Below are 19,097 nucleotides of genomic sequence, written 5' to 3'. Positions count from 1 at the left end.
TCAACTATCCGTCTCGTTTTGTTTCAGTGTGTAGGCGAATGCGATCACTTCGGCGATGGCTTTGTAGAGCGTTTCCGGGATTTCATCACCTAACTCTAGCCTGATCAGTACTTCGAGCAACTCCGGGTTCTCGTGAATATGTACATCATGCTCACGTGCCAGCGCCAGGATCTGCTCGGCGATCAGGCCTTTGCCCTTGGCAACGATCTTGGGAGCAGTTCCTTTCTGTTGATCATATTTCAGGGCTACAGCCTGAGTGTCTAGCTCGCTTCTTTTCATCAGGTATGCACATCCACTAAACGCTTCTGCAGCGGAGTGATCTCCGGATTAGCCATTTTTCCCAGTCTGGCATAGAGCGGCGATACATCAAATCCCTTGCGCTTCAAGTCACCTTCGAAATCATTGAGGCGTTCGCGCAGACGCCCAAGCGTCTCGGGTTTTTCCACCCAAAAGCTGGCACTGAGCTGGAAATTATCTTGCAGGCTAATATCCGCATCGATAGAACCGGCTTCCTCCAGTTGGAAGTGCAGGCGTACACTCCAGAGGGTAACAAAGTTGCCCTGCTCATCTCGGCGGCGGTGTTCGGTAATGCGCAGTTCCGCATTCTCGAATTTTTGTTCCTGCTGGATTGGCAGGTCTAGCCGAAAATGGCGTTCCTGGCCGCCGTCTGGCAGGTCTCTCCAGCGTTGCAAGCTGCTGATCTGTTGAGCCGTAGAACGTGCCAGCAGTGAGTTAATCAGTTGTGTCAGTTGCTCACGTGCCTGGGCCGGGAGTTGATCGGCCAGCTTAAGTAGTTGTCCGAGTTGTTGTTTCAGGTCAGGCGCTGGCGCCCGCTCACCCGTTGCCCGATTCAGTCCTGCTTCACTTAGTAATCCGCCTTGCTGCAGGTTGCGTGCAATCGCCTTGTCAGCATCGGCCGATCCGGGTTTAACACTGAAGAGTCCCAGCATTGACTGAATCAACTGATTTAATGCACCGTTCTGTTTAACTCCCTGGCGCGCGCTGATTTGCATCAACTGGTTAAGGCCGTCAGCCAGCGGCAATTGTACCGGCAGTACTTCACGCAGTGTTTGCTGCATGATGGCCTGAACGCCCGGTTGCTGTGATAGCGGTAAGGCTGGCTGAGTAATCTGTAGGCGTAACAATCCCTGCTCATTGCGGGTGACTTCAACCTGCTGACCCGCCTGTATCGGACGCGGGCTGACCAGGTCAATAACCTGCCCGGCGGCTAAAATGCGTACCGGATACCCTCCCTGGGGCCTGGGAGGTGGCTCAGCCTGGCTGAGTGCGTTGGCTAAGGGTGTCGGTGTAGCGAGTGGTGGGGCCGTGGCCGGTTGAGAGGTTCCAGGGGACAGCGTGGTGGCTGGTTGTGTCGCTGTTGTTAGAGGGGCTGATTGAGTGATGGATTGAGCCGGTTGTCCCGCCGCTGCTGACGCGTTGGCGGTTGCAGACGGTAATGCACCACCAGTAGGTGTAGGGGGTAAGCCCTGTGTTCCTGAAACCGGTGCTCCTGAAACGGGCGCTCCAGATGCAGGAGTTGCAGTCGCTGGAGTTGCAGTCGCTGGTGTGGCTGGGTTGTTACCAACTGTGGATGTTACTGTGCCAGGGGGCGGGGTGCTGGCTGGGTTGCCGCTGGTGCTGGGTGTAGGTGCTGCAGTAGCGGGCGCAGCGCTGGCTGGGTTGCCACCGGCGCTGGCAGGCGTAGGTGCTGTTGTAGCGGGCGCTGTACTGGCTGGAGTACCGCTGGTGGTGGGTGTTGCTGTGGCGGGTGCCGAACTGGCAGGGTTACCCCCGGAGCTGGGTGTCGCTGGCGTAGTTGGTGTGTTGCCACTGCTACCTGGTGTCGACGTACTGGGTGTGCTACCTGGTGTGGGTGCCGCCGCCTGGGCAACAACGGCGGGTTGTGCCAGCACGACCCCACGAACCGGCTGATTCAAGGGTAGGTTATTGGTTTGACTAACAGACCCAGCAGTAATGCGTAGCAAAAAAGCCTCTGCGGCCGCTCTGGCCTGAGCCGGTGCATTCTGGGCATTTCCAGCCCCCGATTGCCCGGCCGTTTGTGCGCTAGAAGGTTGCCCGGTATTGATCGGCAGGCGCAGTTGCACATTGCCTTCAGCGTCACGACTGAGAGTCACCTGGCTGCCTTGTGGCAGCGGTCGTTGAGTAGTCAGTTCCAGAGTACGGTTGCCAACTTGCAACTGGATAGTGAATTGCGCGGGCTGCGTTGGGCTCTGTGAGACACGCTGAACGGTGGCGCTGGCTTCCTGCCCAGCGGGCAGCATCCGGGCAATATCTGTCCCACGGGCCGCTTGGCCTGCTTCATTGCTGACATTGATTGCACGTACGTTCAGATAAGATTGCACCGTCTTCCCCAGTAAACCTCTAACATGACTGACACTAACAGTTTATAATAATAGTCTTATTTATATCGGCGGTAATGCGGATTTTTTCAGTGTTGTTGTTAATTCAGTATATTTTCATGACAGGGTGATTTGTGGCTGACCCGCTTCTTCAGGTGGTAGACCTTTTCTGCGAACGCGACGACAGAGTTTTATTTGACGGATTATGCTTCAGTGTGTTCCCTGGCGAAATTCTTCAGGTCGAAGGTCAGAACGGCAGTGGCAAGACAACACTGCTGCGTATTTTAGGTGGTTTGTCACAGCAGTATGAAGGGCAAATTCTTTGGCGCGGCAAGCCAGTCACCAAACACGTCGAAGCGTTCCGACGTCAGTTGTTGTACTTCGGTCATCAGGCGGGCGTTAAAGCCATACTAACAGCGGAAGAAAACTTGCGTTGGTATGCGGCATTGGATCCTGGTATTGATCTACAACAAATCACTAGGGCGCTCGATGCGGTAGGCTTAAAAGGATTTGAGGATGTACCCTGTCACATGCTGTCAGCCGGACAGAACCGACGTGTCAATCTGGCACGTTTGTATCTCAGTCGGGCGCCATTGTGGATTCTGGATGAGCCTTTTACGGCGATCGATAAAAAAGGGGTTGCCGCTAAAGAAGCCTTGCTGGTAGAACATGCTGCTCGCGGTGGCACCGTCATGTTGACTACCCATCATGAGTTGGATCTGAGTCGGCATGTTCGTCGCATCAATCTGGATGAATCGTCAGGAACTTAATGCGCATGATAGACACAAATCCTCAGCGACTGGCTGCATTACAAACTGACAGTGAGACTGATTATCGTCCGGCACGGATATTTTTCGCCACTCTGAAACGTGAGTTACAGCTGGCATTGCGCCGACGTAGTGATCTGGTTAATCCACTGATTTTTTTTCTGATGGTTGCTACGCTGTTTCCGCTGGGTGTCAGTCCTGAGCCGACTTTATTGGCAATATTGGCACCAGGCGTGGTTTGGGTAGCCGCTTTATTGGCAACTTTGCTGGCTATGGACAGTCTGTTTCGTTCAGACTTTGAAGATGGATCGCTTGAGCAGATATTGTTAAGTCCACAGCCTTTGTTTGTTGTGGTGTTGGGTAAAGTCTTAGCACATTGGATAATGACAGGGCTGCCGCTGACGCTGATGGCGCCATTATTGGGTGTGATGTTGTTCTTGCCTGCAGAAGGTATGAAGGGGTTGATGCTCAGCCTGCTGATTGGTACACCGACCTTGAGTCTGGTGGGTGCAATTGGCGCCGCACTGACAGTTGGTTTGCGTAAAGGTGGCGTATTGATCTCATTGTTGGTATTGCCGTTATATATACCTGTACTGATTTTTGGTACAGCGGCAGTTGAGGCCGCATTGACAGGTCTGCCAGTAGGTGGGCATCTAGCTTTACTGGGGGCGTTGCTGGCACTGGGGTTGGCTTTAGCGCCACTGGCCATTGCAGCTGCATTACGAATTTCGGTGAGTGGATAAAGAGAAATTTATGGCAGGAAAAAACCTGATGCCACGCTGGTTCTATCAGTTGGCTTCACCACGCTGGTGTTACCAGATTACCGGCAAATTGTTGCCAGGCTTTGCAATCGCTGCAACCTTACTGATTGTGGGTGGGGTCATCTGGGGGCTGGCCTTTGCGCCACCGGATTATCAGCAGGGTAACAGTTTCCGTATCATCTATTTGCATGTACCGACGGCTTACATGGCGCAGTCGATCTACCTGACTATGGCGCTTGCCGGCGCCATCGGTCTGATTTGGAAAATGAAGGTTGCCGATATGGTAGCTAAGTCCTGTGCACCTATCGGGGCTTCTTTGGCTGTACTGGCACTGATTACCGGGGCGATCTGGGGCAAGCCTACCTGGGGTTCCTGGTGGGTATGGGATGCCAGACTTACGTCTATGCTGATCCTGCTTTTTTTATATTTAGGCGTTATGGCACTGAACTCTGCCATAGAAAGTGAGTCTACCGCTGCACAATCAACGGCTGTATTAGCGTTGGTGGGGTTAGTGAATATTCCAATCATCAAGTATTCCGTGGACTGGTGGAACACCTTGCACCAGCCTGCCACGTTCAGTGTGACGGAAAAGCCGGCTATGCCAGCGGAAATGTGGATTCCTTTGCTTATTTTGGTGATAGGTTTCTACTGTTTTTTTGCCGTTGTGCTGATGATGCGTTTGCGCAATGAAATCATCCGTCGGGAGCGCCGCACAGGATGGGTTCGTGAATTATTGATGCAGCAAAGGGGTTGATGTGAGTTTCGAAAGTTTTTCTGATTTTCTCGCCATGGGCGGGCATGGGCTGTATGTCTGGAGTAGCTATGCATTGGGTCTTGTGGTCCTGCTGGCGAATGTCATTTCACCTATGATGACGCGCAAGCGTCTCATCACCGAGCAGTTGCGTCGGATCCGCAGAGAGGAGACAACATCATGAATGCACAGCGCAAGCAACGCTTAACGATTGTGTTAATGATTGTATTTGGTGCCAGTGTGGCTGTAGGCCTGACGGCCTATGCACTGAGTCAGAATATTAACCTGTTTTACTCCCCCAGCCAGATTTCCATGGGTGAAGCGCCAGCTGATACCCGTATTCGTGCCGGAGGCATGGTGGTTGAAGGCAGTATCCGCCGAGACCCGAACAGCCTGAAAGTGGAATTTGATATCACGGATTACGCCCATACCACTCGAGTGGAGTATGTTGGCATTCTGCCTGATCTGTTCCGTGAAGGTCAGGGTATTGTTGCTCAGGGAATGCTGGATCAGGGCGGTCGTTTCGTCGCCTCCGAAGTATTGGCAAAGCATGATGAAAATTACATGTCCCCCGAGATAGCCGAAGCCTTGGCTGTTGCCGGTGAAATGCCTAAAATGCCTGCCTCAGCGGCTAAGGAATACTAAGCATGATTCCGGAGTTAGGTACTTTTTCGACGATACTCGCCTTATGTTTGGCTTTAATTCTTTCAGTTGTGCCACTGGTCGGTGCTTACAGCGGTAATAAACTCTGGGTCGATTATGCCCGGCCCCTGGCTAAAGGGGTGTTTTTCTTTCTGACACTGGCCATGCTGTTGCTGGCCTATTCCTTCCAGTTGGATGACTTCTCGGTTGCTTACGTAGCGCAAAGCTCTAATACCAACCTGCCTTGGTATTATAAAGTCAGTGCGATTTGGGGCGGCCATGAAGGGTCGCTGTTGCTGTGGGTATGGATACAAGCTTTCTGGACCCTGGCTGTCGCCATTAAAAGTAAAGACCTGCCTCTGGATATACTCGGGCGGGTGTTGGCCGTTATGGGCATGATTACCGCCTCCTTTCTGTTGTTTATCCTGTTTACCTCCAGTCCGTTTGGTCGTCTTCTGCCCAATACGCCGCTACAAGGCGCTGACCTTAACCCGCTGTTGCAGGATTTTGGCCTGATCGTTCATCCACCCGCGTTATACATGGGCTATGTGGGTCTATCAGTGGCTTTTTCCTTTGCTATAGCGGCCTTGTTGAGTGGTCGGCTTGATGCGGCCTGGGCGCGCTGGTCGCGTCCCTGGACCAATGTCGCCTGGGCGTTTCTAACCCTGGGCATTGCCTTGGGAAGCTGGTGGGCTTACTACGAGCTGGGCTGGGGTGGCTGGTGGTTCTGGGATCCGGTAGAAAACGCGTCATTAATGCCTTGGCTGGTGGCTACGGCCCTTATTCACAGTTTAGCAGTTACCGAAAAGCGTGGTGTGTTTAAAAGTTGGACAGTGCTGCTGGCGATTTCGGCTTTCTGTTTGAGTTTGCTGGGTACCTTCCTGGTGCGTTCCGGCGTGCTGACATCGGTACATGCCTTTGCCACAGATCCTGAGCGCGGCATCTTCATTTTAGGTATGTTGATCTTTGTTATCGGCGGCTCGCTGCTTTTGTATGCTATCCGTGCCGGCTCGGTAAAGAGTGAGTCTTCGTTTGCACTCACCTCGCGTGAAAGCTTTTTGCTGGTTAACAATATTCTCTTTACCGTTGCCTGCGCCATGGTGCTAATTGGCACGCTTTATCCGCTGGTTATGGATGCCTTGAATATGGGCAAAATTTCGGTAGGGCCTCCTTACTTCAATGCCCTGTTTGTGCCACTGATGTCTCTGATGGTGATTTTCCTTGGCATAGCCTCCGTTAGCCGCTGGAAAGAAACCTCGGTTTCCCTGCTGGCATCAAAACTCTGGTTGCCTGCTGTGCTGGCGATAATTGCCGGTTTTGCGACCAACTGGTTGTATAGTGGCACGCTGGATTTTTGGGTGGTACTGGCGTTTGTATTGAGTTACTGGATAGTGTTCACCTGGGGGCGTGAGTTTATTGGCCGCCTGCGCATGCGCAAAAGCCTGTTTTCAGGGTTGACTAAACAGTCCCGGAGTTACTATGGCATGCTGCTTGGGCATGTGGGTGTGGCTGTTACCGTGATAGGTATAGCCATGGTCACTGTGTTCGTTGAACATCGCGACGCACGTATGGCCCCGGGAGATAGCTTGGAATTTCGCGGTTATACCTTTATTTTTGATGGTGCGCGAAAGGTACAGGGGCCAAATTATTCCTCTGACATGGCGCGTGTCAGAGTGCTTTATAATGATAAACCTTACCGGGAGATGTTTCCGGAGAAGCGGATGTACAACGCACGTGGCATGGTGATGACACAAGTTGCGCTTGATCCAGGGCTGTTCCGTGATCTTTACATCGCTATGGGTGAAGAACTGGAAAATGGTGCCTGGGCGCTCAGATTGCAATTTAAACCCTTTATTCGCTGGATCTGGTTGGGCGCCTTGCTGATGACAGCGGGTGGCATACTGGCAGCGAGTGATCCGCGTTATCGTAAGCAGGCTCGTAGGGATGCGACTGCACGACAGACTGTCACGGAGTAGCTATGCGTAAGTTAATGGTTTTTGTTCCCTTTGTTGCTTTTATAGTGCTGGGTATTTTTTTGTATAAGGGGTTGTTTATGGACCCTTCAAAACTGCCGTCAGCGCTGATTGATCGTCCGTTCCCTGAGTTTGCTCTGCCGTCACTGTATGAGCCTGAGCGGGTACTGACTCAGGAGGATGTGAAGGGTGAGATTGCGTTGCTGAATGTCTGGGCAACCTGGTGCCCAACCTGCAAAGAAGAGCATGAACAACTGAATAAAATCGGTCTGGAGGAGGGTATCCCCATCTATGGCTTGAACTATAAGGATGATCCACAGCTGGCGCGCGACTGGTTACAGCGCTACAAAGACCCTTACAGTCAAGTCATCGTCGATCGTGAAGGGCGTTTAGGCCTGGATCTGGGTGTCTATGGGGCGCCGGAAACCTATATTCTGGATAGCTCAGGCGTGATTCGTTATCGCCATGTCGGTGAAGTGGATGAAAAGGTCTGGCAACAACTCAAGGGGCTGATGGAAGCCATCGCCACAGAGGAGGGGGCATGAGTCTGCGATTAAGCCTGTTTGCGCTGCTGCTTCTGTTATGTTCGGGTGCTCAGGCCTCATTTGAAACCTATGAGTTTTCAACCACACAGAATGAGATGCGCTATTTTCATCTGTCCAAAGAGCTGCGTTGTCCAACCTGTCAGAATCAGAATATCTCCGACTCTGATGCACCGCTGGCTGCCGATTTACGCCGTGAACTGCATCGGATGATTGAGGCGGGTTATGACGATGATGAGATCCTGGACTTCATGGTCAGTCGTTTTGGTGATTTTGTGCACTACCGCCCACGGATCAGTCCCGATACCTACCTCCTTTGGTTCGGCCCGTTTGCGTTGCTGTTGGGTGGCTTTGGTGCGGTCTGGCTGGTAGCAAGAAACAGACGGCTAAGACGGACGGCAATCGATTCGCCCGTGCAGCCTGAAGCCAATACCCAATTTTCAGATGAACTAACTTCCGAGCAGCGCTCTCGCCTGAATAAATTACTGCAACAGGATAAAAATTTATGACGTTACTCTGGGTGGGCATCGGTGTTTTGACGCTGATTGCTGTTGTTATCGTGTTTTGGCCTTTGCTGAAAAGTCGTCATGAGCAGCCGGTTGCAGAAGAAACGGCAGCGGATAGAACAGCCCAAAATGTGGACATTTTTCGGGAGCGTCTGGCTGAACTGGAAAAAGAGCTGGATGCCGGTACGCTGACAGAAAACGCCTTCATCGAATTGAAAACCGAGCTGGAAAAAAATCTACTGATTGATGCCGACGAAAATCGCCGTGTGGCACCCGTGTTACGGGTGGGACAATCCCAGTTAGTGACCATTACGCTGATTGCACTGTTGGTGCCGACCTTCTCGTTCGGGCTCTATGCCTACCTCGGGCGAGCTGATGATGTCGCCAGGAAAATGGCCATGGATGTCTGGCAACAAGCCCCAGGACAGAGTGATATATCCATTGAGGAAGCCATCGCGCAGCTTGAAGACGAGTTGGATAAGCGTCCTGAAAATGCGGAAGGCTGGTATCTTCTGGCAACCACGCGGATGAACATGAGTCAGTTTACAGCCGCCGTTGATGCGTTCAACCAGTCGCTTACGTACTTGCCTGAAGGCGCTGTGGAGTTTCCGATGGTGATGGGTCAATTAGCTCAGGCGATGTTTTTTGCCAATCAGGGTGAAATGACTGACGAGGTTATGGCACAGGTGGAAGCAACCCTGAGACTGGACCCCAATGAGCTGACAGCCTTAGGTCTGCTGGGTATTGCCGCATTTGAAGCTGAAGACTATCAGGCCGCCATTAGGCATTGGGAACAAGCACTTCAGGCAGCTGATGGTCAGTCAGCCGAGTCGTTACAAACCGGTATTGCACGTGCCAGAGCTCAACTTGAAGCACAGGGTGTGATCATGGAAGAGGTGGTTGCAGGTCCCGGAGTACGTCTGCAACTGGATCTTGCTGATGCGCTTATGACTGAGGTCAGAGGTGATCAGTGGGTATTTGTGTATGCGCGTGCACCGGGTGAACGTATGCCGATTACCGTAGAGCGCTTGCAGGTTTCACAACTGCCTGCCGATATATTTCTCAGTGCGGCCAACTCTATGGTTGAAGGAATAAGTCTGGCTGATTTTGAAAATGTCGATATCGTGGCACGTATCAGTGTGTCTGGTATGGCAGAACAACAGCCGGGTGACTTTAAAGGTGAGCTCAGCAATGTTAAAGTGACGGATGGTGATGAGTCTATCAGGCTGATCATCAGTGAACGGGTTGAGTAACTTTAACGCTATTTATAATCAGAGTTGTAACTTGGGAACCGGTTGAATCATGGAGATCAGTCTTCGCGAATGGCTTATCATCGGCGCTATTTTTGTCATCGCCCTGATTCTTTTTGACGGTTGGCGCCGTATACGCGCAAATCGCAACCGCTTACGTATTGATATTGACAAAACGCTGTCAGAGATTGGTGAAACCAGTCATCATAATCCTGAGTTGCCGAATGGTGGTGCGCGTGTTCGTTCATTTGTTGAACCGCCGTTGACGACAGCCAGTCACAACGATCGCCGAACAGAGCTTCAGGACCAACCGGTTACGAAAGCAGCCAATGTTGAACCTGAGCCTGACTCAGATAAGCTCGATATTGGTATCTCTACGCCCGAAGCACCCGAGCTCCACGAACCACAAACGCCACGAACATACACTCCCCGAGCCGAAGAATTAGTCGAAGCACCGGCCCATGCGACAGACAATACCGATATTCCGGTTCTCAGTAATATTAATCCTGCCGAACTTCAGGAAGGCATGATTGATGCATTTGACTTCCCTGCTGAAACAAAGCCATCAGCCTTCAGTGCCTATGACGATGATACGGATCACTTGCAGCCGCCTCTGTCTGCCGAGCCAATCGAACCTGAGCCTGAGCCTGAGCCTGAGCCTGATACTGTCGCTGAGCAGTTTGAGTGGGATCCTGAGCTGGAACGCCAGTTTGATAGCTTCGATGAATCTGAAAGACCTATGGCTGAGCCTGAGCCTGAGCTTGAGTCGGAACCAGAACCCAAGTTTCTGACGCCCGAAGATAAAACCAGCCTTCCTGAAGCTGCCCCAGTCGTGGCCGAAAATCCTAAGGCAGATTATTCTGGCCTGGATCCCTTATTTGATGATATACCCTCCGATTCCTTTGATAGGGATGTGCCGGATGAAGAAATAACTCAGCCGAATCTTTACCTTGACCTGGATCTGGAACAGCCGATTCATCAGATTATGGCTAATAAAGCCGCGGCTAAAGACTCAGTTAAAGACAACAGTAAAAACGACAGTAAGGACACCAGCAAAGATTATGGCCGTCGGGTAGCGGAAAAACCGCGTCGCCGCCAGGTTGAAAACCCCAGTTTTACGTTACCTCTGGATGAACCTGAAGAGGATCTGCTGTCAGATATGGGGCTTTCTGCGCTGGAGTCCGAATTTGAAACCCGGCAGGAAGCTGAACCTCCGTTTAAGCCGAAAGAGCAAGCGCCTAGAACATCAGTGCCCAGCACACCTGCAAAACCTGATAATCGCGCGGCAGAATCCCAGGCAGCCAGCTCGGCAGCCTCTAAATCGGCGGCGGCTGCGGCTCGTAAGGCACTCACTGATATGCCGGATCCAGACGAAGTGCTGGTAATCACCGTGGTGGGCCGTGATCGTCAGAAACTGCCAGGTGTGCCCTTGCAAAAGGTGGTAGAGGCCTGTGGTATGGAGTTTGGTGATATGTCGATCTATCACCGTTTTGAAGGCGATGCGGTGGCATCATCTTTACAGTTCAGTATGGCCAATGCGGTCAATCCGGGTACCTTTGATCCGGATGCCATGGATGAGCTGGAAACACCGGCGGTGTCCTTTTTCATGTCGATGCGTGAACCGAAAGACCCGATGACAGCCTACGAGTGTATGCTGGCAACGGCTGAAACACTTGCCAAGCACCTGGACGGAGATCTACTTGATGAAGACCGTTCGGTAATGCGCGAACAAACCAAAGAGCACTATCGTCAGCGTATTCGTGATTTCGAGATGCAGAGTCGTCGTCGAAAACTGGGCCGCTAACCTCTAAGCCACAAGATACCTATGACTCATCAGGATATAACCGCCAAACTGGCTGATCTGCGCGAACAGCTGGACCAGCACAACTATCGTTATTATGTACTGGATGACCCGAGTATCACCGATGCCGGGTATGATCGTCTGTTTGCTGAGCTGCAGGCGCTGGAAGCGGAACATCCTCATCTGATTACCCCCGAGTCACCCACTCAGCGCGTCGGCGCGAAGCCGATGGGTGGTTTTGCCGAAGTGGCACACGAACTGCCGATGTTGTCATTGGATAATGCCTTCACTGATGAAGACCTGGCGGCGTTTATGCGCCGTGTCGAAGAGCGTCTGGATCAGTCGCCCGTCGATTTTGCCTGTGAACCCAAGCTGGATGGCATCGCCATCAGTCTGATCTATGAACAAGGGTTGTTGGTACTGGGTGCAACACGCGGGGATGGTTACACAGGTGAAAATATCACCGGCAATGTGCGTACTATCCGCAGCGTGCCACTTAAACTGCATGGCGAAAATATTCCGGAGCGCCTGGAAGTCCGCGGTGAAATCTATATGCCTCGCGCCGGTTTTGATGCACTTAATCAGGCTTCTATAGAGCGAGGTGAAAAAACCTTTGTTAATCCGCGTAATGCCGCTGCGGGCAGCTTGCGTCAGTTAGACCCGCAAATTACCGCCGCACGGCCTCTGGAGTTTTGTGCTTACAGTACCGGAATAGTCTCCGGGGGTGAGCTACCCGAAGGGCATGTGCAAACCCTTGAGCAACTGCAGCGCTGGGGTATACGTATCAATGCCGAGATGCGGCTGGTCTCTGGGCTGCAGGGCTGTCTGGATTACTATACTCAGTTGGCAGAAAAGCGGCAGACGCTACCCTACGATATTGATGGTATCGTATTCAAGGTTAATCAGCGCGACCAGCAGCAACAGCTGGGGTTTGTCTCGCGCGCGCCACGCTGGGCAATTGCCCGCAAGTTTCCGGCACAGGAAGAGATCACCCGACTGAACTCGGTGGAGTTTCAAGTGGGGCGTACCGGTGCGATTACGCCTGTTGCCCGGCTGGAGCCCGTGTTTGTCGGCGGCGTTACTGTCAGTAATGCAACCCTGCACAATATGGATGAGATCAACCGTCTGGGGGTAATGGCGGGTGATTACGTGATGGTTCGTCGCGCGGGTGATGTGATTCCGAAGATCGTTAGTGTGGTCATGGAGCAGCGTCAGCCGGATCAGGTTAGCGAAGTTCAACTGCCCGAACACTGCCCGGTCTGTGGTTCGGATATCGAACGTAGCCTGCTGAATAGACACCGTAAGGCTACTGATAGCCAAAGCTTCGGTACCGTCTACCGCTGTGTTGGCCGTCTGGCCTGTCGGGCGCAGGTTAAGCAGTCTATCTTGCATTTTGTATCCCGACGAGCGATGGATATCGAGGGGCTTGGCGATAAGAATGCAGAGCAACTGGTTGAACGCGGATTGGTGAAATCTCCAGCAGACCTGTATCAGCTGACTAGCGAGCAGTTACTGCAACTAGACGGCTTTGCTATGCTGTCATCCGAAAATTTATACCAGGCGATTCAATCCAGTAAGTCGGTAACGCTGGAGCGCTTTATCTATGCCTTGGGTATACCCGAAGTCGGTGAAGAGACGGCGCGGGTGCTGGCACAAAGCCTCGGCAGCCTGAGCCGTATTCGTGAAGCCTTACCACAGCTGTTGGTATTTTTGCGTGATATAGGCCAGGAAGTTGCAGCTGAAATTCATAACTTTATGCAGGATAGTCACAATCAGGAAGTCATGGATGCCCTGCTTGCCGCAGGTGTGTCTCTTAAAGCCTCTGGCGAGGTAGCTGTTGGGCTGCGAGGCAAAATTACCCTCAGTGACTTGCTCAGTCATTTAGCTATACGTGGCGTCGGACCGACCAGTGCCAAAGCCCTGGCTGCCTTCTTTGACAATCCGGAGCAACTGTTTAACACCGATGTCGCACGTCTGGCTCAAGTACCCGGACTGAATAGCAAAGCGCAGCAGGGTGTTGCTGAGTGTCTAAAGGATAGCGATTGGCTGGATAAGGCCCGAGCGCTCTACCAACAACTGCAGGACTTTGGCCTGTATGCAGGAAGCGAAGCCGCGCAGGTTGCCGCGGAGAACTCAGCCGAGAGCTCATCAGAAAACGTGCAGAAAAATGCACAACCTCTGGCGGGAGAAACCTGGGTGCTAACCGGCACGTTGGAAGTCATGACCCGTGATGAGGCCAAGGATCAATTGCTGGCACTGGGGGCGAAGGTGAGTGGCAGTGTATCCGGTAAAACGGCTTGTGTTGTCGCAGGCCCTGGGGCTGGGTCAAAACTGACTAAAGCAGAACAGCTCGGTGTTAAGGTGATCGATGAAACGACCTTTCTGTCTTTGCTGGAGAGCCTGAAGTAAACCTCAGGCCCAGCTTTCCACCTGCGCGTCATTGATAAGTAAGCGCACCAGATCAGTTCTGGAAATGATGCCAAGCAGTTCGTCTTTTTCGCTGATCACCGGAATGGCGCTGATCGGATAACTAACAAAGGTCGAGGCAATCTGGGACAGCTCAGTTTCCAGTGTCGCGGCAACCATCTGTTTCTGATACACCACCGCCACCGTAACAGTGGAGTCAGTGCCGTGCTCAAGGATGTCCGGGCGGGAGATCAGGCCAACAGGTCGTTCACTGTCATCCAGCACAACCAGATGGGCAATGTTGTGTTCTTCCAGTTGTAACCAGGCCTGACGCAGTGATGCTGTGGTGGTAATGGTCTGCACCGGGAAGGTCATAATCTGCTGCGCACGCAGTACCGGGCGAGCTGTTTTGGGTTTGCCAGCCTTGCTGGTTTCCTCATAGGCTGCCTGAGCGCCGCTGGTCTGAGGTGCCGGATGGCGACTGGATTCCGGGTCGAGTCGAATAAAACGTTCACCCGGGCGCTTCATGTTTTCATCTGAACCTGGCAGACCACGCGATGCGTTACTGGCAGCCGTTTCATCGACACTGCGTTGTTTAAACAGTGCCTTGACCGGTGTCTGTATCCTGTTCCCTTGATCTATGATTATCAGTGACATACTAAGCGACTCCTCTCTCTTGTAGAGTATATCGTCATTTTACTGAAAATCATTAAATTCGTCGTCGTGTCAGATCACGCAGAATAAATCGTGCCGGGTCCAGACGGGCTATCAGTTGCTTGGATAAGGGCGCGGGCGTGCCACAGATCTGTGCTGTCAGTAGTGCGGCGCTGATCGGGCAGGTTATCAGGCCTTTGGAGCCGTGACCGGTGTTGACATAAAGTCCGGATAAACGTGGTACCGGCTGATCAGCCAGACGGCGGGAATCGGTCCTCAGTGGGGCAAACACTTCCACCGTGGCATCGTAATCAGCCACCTGGCCTACCATCGGCAGATAATCCGGGGTGCTGCAACGAAATCCGGTACGTCCATCACAGTCGGCCGGTGTCAGCGTTTTGAAGGCGGGTAGGGCGGCGGCCAGAGTATTAAGGTTCTTCTGATGATCACTGTCACGCAGTTCCGTGTTGGCATAATGCAGATCAAACGTAGCGCCAAAGCAGTAGTGCGCTTTCCGTGCCGGAGAGATATAGCCTTCACCACAGATAACCGTGTGGAGCTCTGGCAGCGATGCACTGGCCTGGACCAGACTGGTTTGTCCGCGTATCGGTTTAACCGGCAAATGAGCAAGTTCGGCTAGCTGACGCGTATCGGCAGCGGTGCATATAATCACTTTTGGAGCTGAAAAGCACCCTTGGAGCGTTTTGACTGCCCAGTGACTGTGATCGGCATCGGCAATCAATTGCTGTACTGGCTGATTGAAGTGACATTCGATCGCCGGATGGTCCAGCAGATAGCGGCAATAGTCAGCGGGGGCGACCCAGCCAGCATGGGGAAAGAATAATCCGGGATAGCCTACCTGGGTTCCGGCTAGCGCTGAGGCTTGTTCAGCAGAAACAGCACGAAACAGGCTGTCCGCGTAATGACCCTCAGATAGCAACTGTTTCTGACGCTTGGCATCCTTGGGCTGTATGGCCAATTGCAGTACCCCGCAGAGCGAGGCCAACGGCGGATCTGTGTCGGGGAGTTGTCGCAGTTGATTAGCGCTGAATAGCAGCCCCTGCAGGTGAAAGGCACTTTCATAAGTGGGTTTTACCGCTAACTTGGCGTAAAGCGCGCCCTGGGCATTACCCGAGCCCTGTTGTGCAGGTTCAGGTCCTGCTTCGAGTAGTGTCACGCTTATACCTTGTTCGGCCAGCGCCCGAGCTGTTGACGCACCCGCCAGTCCAGCACCGACAACAATCAAGTGTTGTGGCGCTGGTTCTAACGGCGACTGTAACGGCGCATCACTCAGTTGCCCACAGAGCATTTCCCGTTTGCGGCCAAAACCGGAGCGTTTACTCAGGCTAAATCCGGCCTGCTGCAGGCCTTCTCTGACCTGGCGGGCAACGGTAAAAGTTGCCAAAGTGGTACCTGGGTGGCTTTTAGCGGCCAGTTGTTGAAACAGCGCCGGTTGCCACATGTCCGGATTTTTATCAGGAGAAAAGCCATCCAGAAACCAGGCATCGACGCTGGCTTGAAGTTGCGGCAGTTGCTCCAGTGCATCACCGATAATCAGCGTCAGCTGTACACGGCCCTGGTCAAAGAACAGGCTATGGAAGCCCTGTTGCTGGGGTGGATACTGCGGCAGAAAGCGGCTTTGGCAATCGGTTATATCAGGCCAGCGCTGCAGCAGGATTTCCATGTCGGCCAGAGATAACGGATATTTCTCAAATGCCAGGTAGTGCAATTGGGCATCGGCTGGTGCGCAGCGCAGCCACAGTTTCCGGGCAGTAAAAAAATTCAATCCGGTACCAAAACCGGTTTCACCTATGACAAAAGTCTGTCGACTGGCTAGCGCCTGAAAGCGTTGCTCGAGCTGGTTACCCGCCAGAAAGACATGCTGGCTCTCTTCAATACCGCCATCCGTGTTGAAATAGAAATCATCAAAGGCTTCGGCGACAGGTACGCCGTCTTCCCAACGCAGTCTGGCACTTTCAATACGACTCATCGGCAAACCCCTGTGCTACTGATTCAAGGCTTTTCAGGTAGCTATCCCAATCAAAACAGGGGCCAGGATCGGTTTTTCGCTCCGGCGCAATATCACTATGGCCGGTGATGCGTGCAGGCGTAATCTCAGGGTAAGCCTGCATTAACAGCAGGGTAATCCGGCTGAGTTGCTGATACTGTGCTGGGGTGAAGGGCGTGGTATCTGTACCTTCCAGTTCGATGCCGATGGAGAAGTCATTGCAGTTGTCGCGGCCCTCAAAACAGGATGCTCCGGCATGCCAGGCGCGCTGATTGAAGGGCACAAACTGCAGCACTTCACCGTCACGGCGAATCAACAGGTGAGCCGAGACCTGTAGCGCTGCAATCTGGCAAAAACCGGGGTCAGCCTCAGGATCCAGACGGTTACAGAACAGGTCTTCGATATAAGGGCCACCAAACTGACCCGCAGGCAGACTGATGTTATGGATCACCAGCAGCGACACCTCATCATTCGGGCGGGCGTTGAAATTATCACAGTTAACCTGACGGGCAAACGTCAGACGATGATCCTTGAGTAAGCTTTGCACTGGCACAGAGTGATCCTGATGGTTAGAATGCTGCATCTTAGATTGAAACTTCGGAATAGCCTATTCTCATGCTTACACTCCCTGAACTGCAAGCCGTTATCCAGGATAATGTTACCTCTGCTCTGTTGGAAGATGTCGGCAGTGGCGATATTACCGCTGAACTTATCCCGGCGGCGCATCAGGCCAGTGCCCGGGTGATCACCCGTGAAGCCGCGGTTATCTGTGGTGTGGCCTGGGTAAATGAGGTGTTTCGCCAGGTGGATCCTGACGTTGAACTGCAGTGGCAGGTTCAGGAGGGTGATCGGGTGGCGGCGGATACTGAGTTGCTGTTACTCAAGGGGTCGGCTCGGGCAATCCTGACCGGCGAGCGCACGGCACTCAATTTTCTGCAGACCTTGTCTGGTACAGCAACACTCAGTGCTGCTTATGCCGATAAAGTGGCGGCAACCAGCGTAAAGTTACTGGATACCCGCAAAACCCTGCCAGGACTGCGGATGGCGCAGAAATATGCCGTCAGTTGTGGAGGCTGTTTTAACCACCGTATCGGCTTATTCGATGCTTTTCTGATCAAGGAAAATCATCTGATGGCTTGTGGCGGCATTACCACCGCCATTCAAACCGCGCATCAGAACCATCCCGGTAAGCCGGTCGAGGTGGAAGTTGAAACCTTTGAGCAGTTACATGAAGCGCTGCAGGCCGGAGCGGACATTATTATGCTGGATAACTTCACCCCGGCGCAGATGCGTGAAGCGGTTCAGATCAATGCCGGTAAAGCGAAGCTGGAAGCTTCAGGTAATATCACCGATGCCACGTTGCTGGATTTTGCCACCACCGGTGTTGATTATATTTCCATAGGTGCCTTGACCAAACATTGTCGGGCGATCGATCTGTCGATGCGGATCACCCTTTAATTTACTGACTGGATGCTAGAGAACCCGGTTAGTACTGAGGTATTTAAAGCTCGCCTCAGGTCCTGTGCCATCGGCATAGAGGGTTACACCCGAGCGCAGACAGATGGACAGATGCTGGTGTGAAGCCTCGGTTTCTGGCGGTAGCAGATGATTAACAGCGGCTTTTTCATCCAGCAGTTCCTGTTCAGTAAGCTTCATCATCGTCATACTGTATTCATTTAGATCCAGCCCTTTGACTATCTGATAGCGGCCATAGTTACAGCGTACCGGAAAGGAGTAGAAAATCCCTTTCTCAATACCGTAACTGCCATCACTGATAATACCCATACTGACAACCTGGCCCGGCGGAGTGCCCAGTGCCCAGTCGCGCATATGATGAATGATGGCCTGAGCCGCTGATGCGGCACTGGATACACCGCGGGCATCAATAATCTGACTGCCACGGGTCTGTACCTTGGGGATGAACTCCTGCTGATACCAATCCTGATCTATCTGTTCCATGACGGGCTGCCCCAGCACACTGGCATGGTAAAGATCAGGAAACTGTGTCGGTGAATGGTTACCCCAGATGATGATGCCATCAATATCCAGTGGATTAGCCCCTGTGTGGTTAGCCAGGATACCCTTGGCCCGATTGTGATCAAGTCGAGTCAGGGCAGTGAACTGTGATGGTGACAATTTAGGTGCGTTACGACTGGCGATCAGCGCATTGGTGTTCGCCGGGTTGCCCACCACCAGCACCTTCACATCACGGTTAGCGTGATCGTTGAGGGCCTTGCCCTGACGGGTAAAGATTTCCGCATTCACTTCCAACAAGTCGCGCCTTTCCATACCCGGCCCACGAGGGCGTGCTCCGATCAATAACGCATAGTGAGCATTATTAAAGCCCTCTTCGACATTATCGTGCAGCGTAATGGTATGCAGTAAAGGAAAGGCACAGTCCTCTAGCTCCATGGCCAAGCCACGCAGGGCTTCCATACGTTCAGGCATCTCGATCAATTGCAGGATGACGGGCTGATCATCTCCCATCATGCTGCCATCGGCAATCTGGAAAAGCAGGCTGTTACTGATGGCACCAGCGGCACCGGTAATGGCGATACGGACAGGGCGTCTCATAAGGGGATCTCTTTTTATAGTGTTTATGGATTGTGAAATACTAGACCAAAGTCTAGTTAATATGAACCCCAGCTAATGTGTTCTGTTGAAATTGATTAGAGC

18 protein-coding genes are annotated in these 19,097 nt (G+C 52.7%); 12 read left to right on the top strand and 6 right to left on the bottom strand.

The window, feature by feature from the left end; translation table 11 throughout:
* Entirely contained in the window at positions 1-279 is a 279-nt protein-coding gene (locus tag ACN0R1_RS14575; protein WP_417584108.1) for an EscU/YscU/HrcU family type III secretion system export apparatus switch protein, read from the bottom strand.
* Entirely contained in the window at positions 279-2,363 is a 2,085-nt protein-coding gene (locus tag ACN0R1_RS14570) for a flagellar hook-length control protein FliK (protein ID WP_417584106.1), read from the bottom strand. Before ACN0R1_RS14570 ends, ACN0R1_RS14575 begins: the two co-directional genes overlap by 1 nt.
* Positions 2,364-2,494: 131 nt before the next feature.
* Between ACN0R1_RS14570 and ccmA the strand changes: the two genes are divergently transcribed.
* The 11 genes from ccmA to ligA are packed head-to-tail and all read left to right on the top strand — an operon-like array spanning position 2,495 to position 13,762.
* Positions 2,495-3,130 (top strand): cytochrome c biogenesis heme-transporting ATPase CcmA, encoded by a 636-nt coding sequence (ccmA, locus tag ACN0R1_RS14565; protein ID WP_417584104.1) that lies wholly within the window; start codon positions 2,495-2,497, stop codon positions 3,128-3,130.
* A 5-nt stretch (positions 3,131-3,135) separates the two neighbouring features.
* Positions 3,136-3,870, top strand: coding sequence for a heme exporter protein CcmB (gene ccmB / locus ACN0R1_RS14560; protein ID WP_417584102.1), 735 nt, complete (start codon positions 3,136-3,138; stop codon positions 3,868-3,870).
* 10 nt (positions 3,871-3,880) lie between these two features.
* A complete protein-coding gene (locus tag ACN0R1_RS14555; RefSeq protein ID WP_417584100.1) occupies positions 3,881-4,642 on the top strand; it encodes a heme ABC transporter permease in 762 nt (253 codons plus the stop codon).
* A 1-nt stretch (position 4,643) separates the two neighbouring features.
* The gene (gene ccmD, locus ACN0R1_RS14550) at positions 4,644-4,823 is read left to right on the top strand and encodes a heme exporter protein CcmD (protein WP_417584098.1); all 180 of its coding nucleotides are present in this window, start codon (positions 4,644-4,646) and stop codon (positions 4,821-4,823) included.
* Complete coding sequence (ccmE, locus tag ACN0R1_RS14545) at positions 4,820-5,284, top strand: cytochrome c maturation protein CcmE (RefSeq protein ID WP_417584096.1); 465 nt, start codon at positions 4,820-4,822, stop codon at positions 5,282-5,284. Before ccmD ends, ccmE begins: the two co-directional genes overlap by 4 nt.
* 2 nt (positions 5,285-5,286) lie before the next feature.
* Positions 5,287-7,257: a heme lyase CcmF/NrfE family subunit gene (locus ACN0R1_RS14540; RefSeq protein ID WP_417584094.1), complete on the top strand. Its 1,971-nt coding sequence runs from the start codon at positions 5,287-5,289 to the stop codon at positions 7,255-7,257.
* 2 nt (positions 7,258-7,259) lie between these two features.
* Positions 7,260-7,799, top strand: coding sequence for a DsbE family thiol:disulfide interchange protein (locus ACN0R1_RS14535; protein ID WP_417584092.1), 540 nt, complete (start codon positions 7,260-7,262; stop codon positions 7,797-7,799).
* Positions 7,796-8,305 (top strand): cytochrome c-type biogenesis protein, encoded by a 510-nt coding sequence (locus ACN0R1_RS14530; protein ID WP_417584090.1) that lies wholly within the window; start codon positions 7,796-7,798, stop codon positions 8,303-8,305. The genes ACN0R1_RS14535 and ACN0R1_RS14530 overlap by 4 nt, the downstream gene beginning before the upstream one ends.
* Positions 8,302-9,555: a c-type cytochrome biogenesis protein CcmI gene (gene ccmI, locus ACN0R1_RS14525; RefSeq protein WP_417584088.1), complete on the top strand. Its 1,254-nt coding sequence runs from the start codon at positions 8,302-8,304 to the stop codon at positions 9,553-9,555. The genes ACN0R1_RS14530 and ccmI overlap by 4 nt, the downstream gene beginning before the upstream one ends.
* A gap of 49 nt (positions 9,556-9,604) precedes the next feature.
* Complete coding sequence (gene zipA / locus ACN0R1_RS14520) at positions 9,605-11,356, top strand: cell division protein ZipA (RefSeq protein ID WP_417584086.1); 1,752 nt, start codon at positions 9,605-9,607, stop codon at positions 11,354-11,356.
* 21 nt (positions 11,357-11,377) lie between these two features.
* Positions 11,378-13,762, top strand: coding sequence for an NAD-dependent DNA ligase LigA (ligA, locus tag ACN0R1_RS14515; RefSeq protein ID WP_417584084.1), 2,385 nt, complete (start codon positions 11,378-11,380; stop codon positions 13,760-13,762).
* 3 nt (positions 13,763-13,765) lie between these two features.
* Here ligA and ACN0R1_RS14510 read toward each other — a convergent pair whose 3' ends face one another.
* The 3 genes from ACN0R1_RS14510 to ampD are packed head-to-tail and all read right to left on the bottom strand — an operon-like array spanning position 13,766 to position 16,974.
* A complete protein-coding gene (locus ACN0R1_RS14510) occupies positions 13,766-14,416 on the bottom strand; it encodes an HPP family protein (RefSeq protein WP_417584082.1) in 651 nt (216 codons plus the stop codon).
* Positions 14,417-14,468: 52 nt separating this feature from the next.
* Complete coding sequence (gene mnmC, locus ACN0R1_RS14505; RefSeq protein WP_417584080.1) at positions 14,469-16,403, bottom strand: bifunctional tRNA (5-methylaminomethyl-2-thiouridine)(34)-methyltransferase MnmD/FAD-dependent 5-carboxymethylaminomethyl-2-thiouridine(34) oxidoreductase MnmC; 1,935 nt, start codon at positions 16,401-16,403, stop codon at positions 14,469-14,471.
* Positions 16,390-16,974, bottom strand: coding sequence for a 1,6-anhydro-N-acetylmuramyl-L-alanine amidase AmpD (gene ampD / locus ACN0R1_RS14500; protein ID WP_417584078.1), 585 nt, complete (start codon positions 16,972-16,974; stop codon positions 16,390-16,392). The genes mnmC and ampD overlap by 14 nt, the downstream gene beginning before the upstream one ends.
* A gap of 62 nt (positions 16,975-17,036) precedes the next feature.
* Between ampD and nadC the strand changes: the two genes are divergently transcribed.
* Positions 17,037-17,879, top strand: a complete 843-nt coding sequence (nadC, locus tag ACN0R1_RS14495; RefSeq protein ID WP_417584076.1) for a carboxylating nicotinate-nucleotide diphosphorylase — start codon at positions 17,037-17,039, stop codon at positions 17,877-17,879.
* 15 nt (positions 17,880-17,894) lie between these two features.
* Here nadC and ACN0R1_RS14490 read toward each other — a convergent pair whose 3' ends face one another.
* Positions 17,895-18,995 (bottom strand): malate dehydrogenase, encoded by a 1,101-nt coding sequence (locus ACN0R1_RS14490; RefSeq protein ID WP_417584074.1) that lies wholly within the window; start codon positions 18,993-18,995, stop codon positions 17,895-17,897.
* Between the last annotated feature and the right edge of the window lie 102 nt (positions 18,996-19,097).

The sequence above is a fragment of the Nitrincola sp. genome, from assembly GCF_048264025.1.
Lineage (GTDB): Bacteria > Pseudomonadota > Gammaproteobacteria > Pseudomonadales > Balneatricaceae > Nitrincola.
The sequence above is the reverse complement of the archived record's forward strand: the minus strand, read 5'-3'. Positions and strand labels throughout refer to the sequence as shown.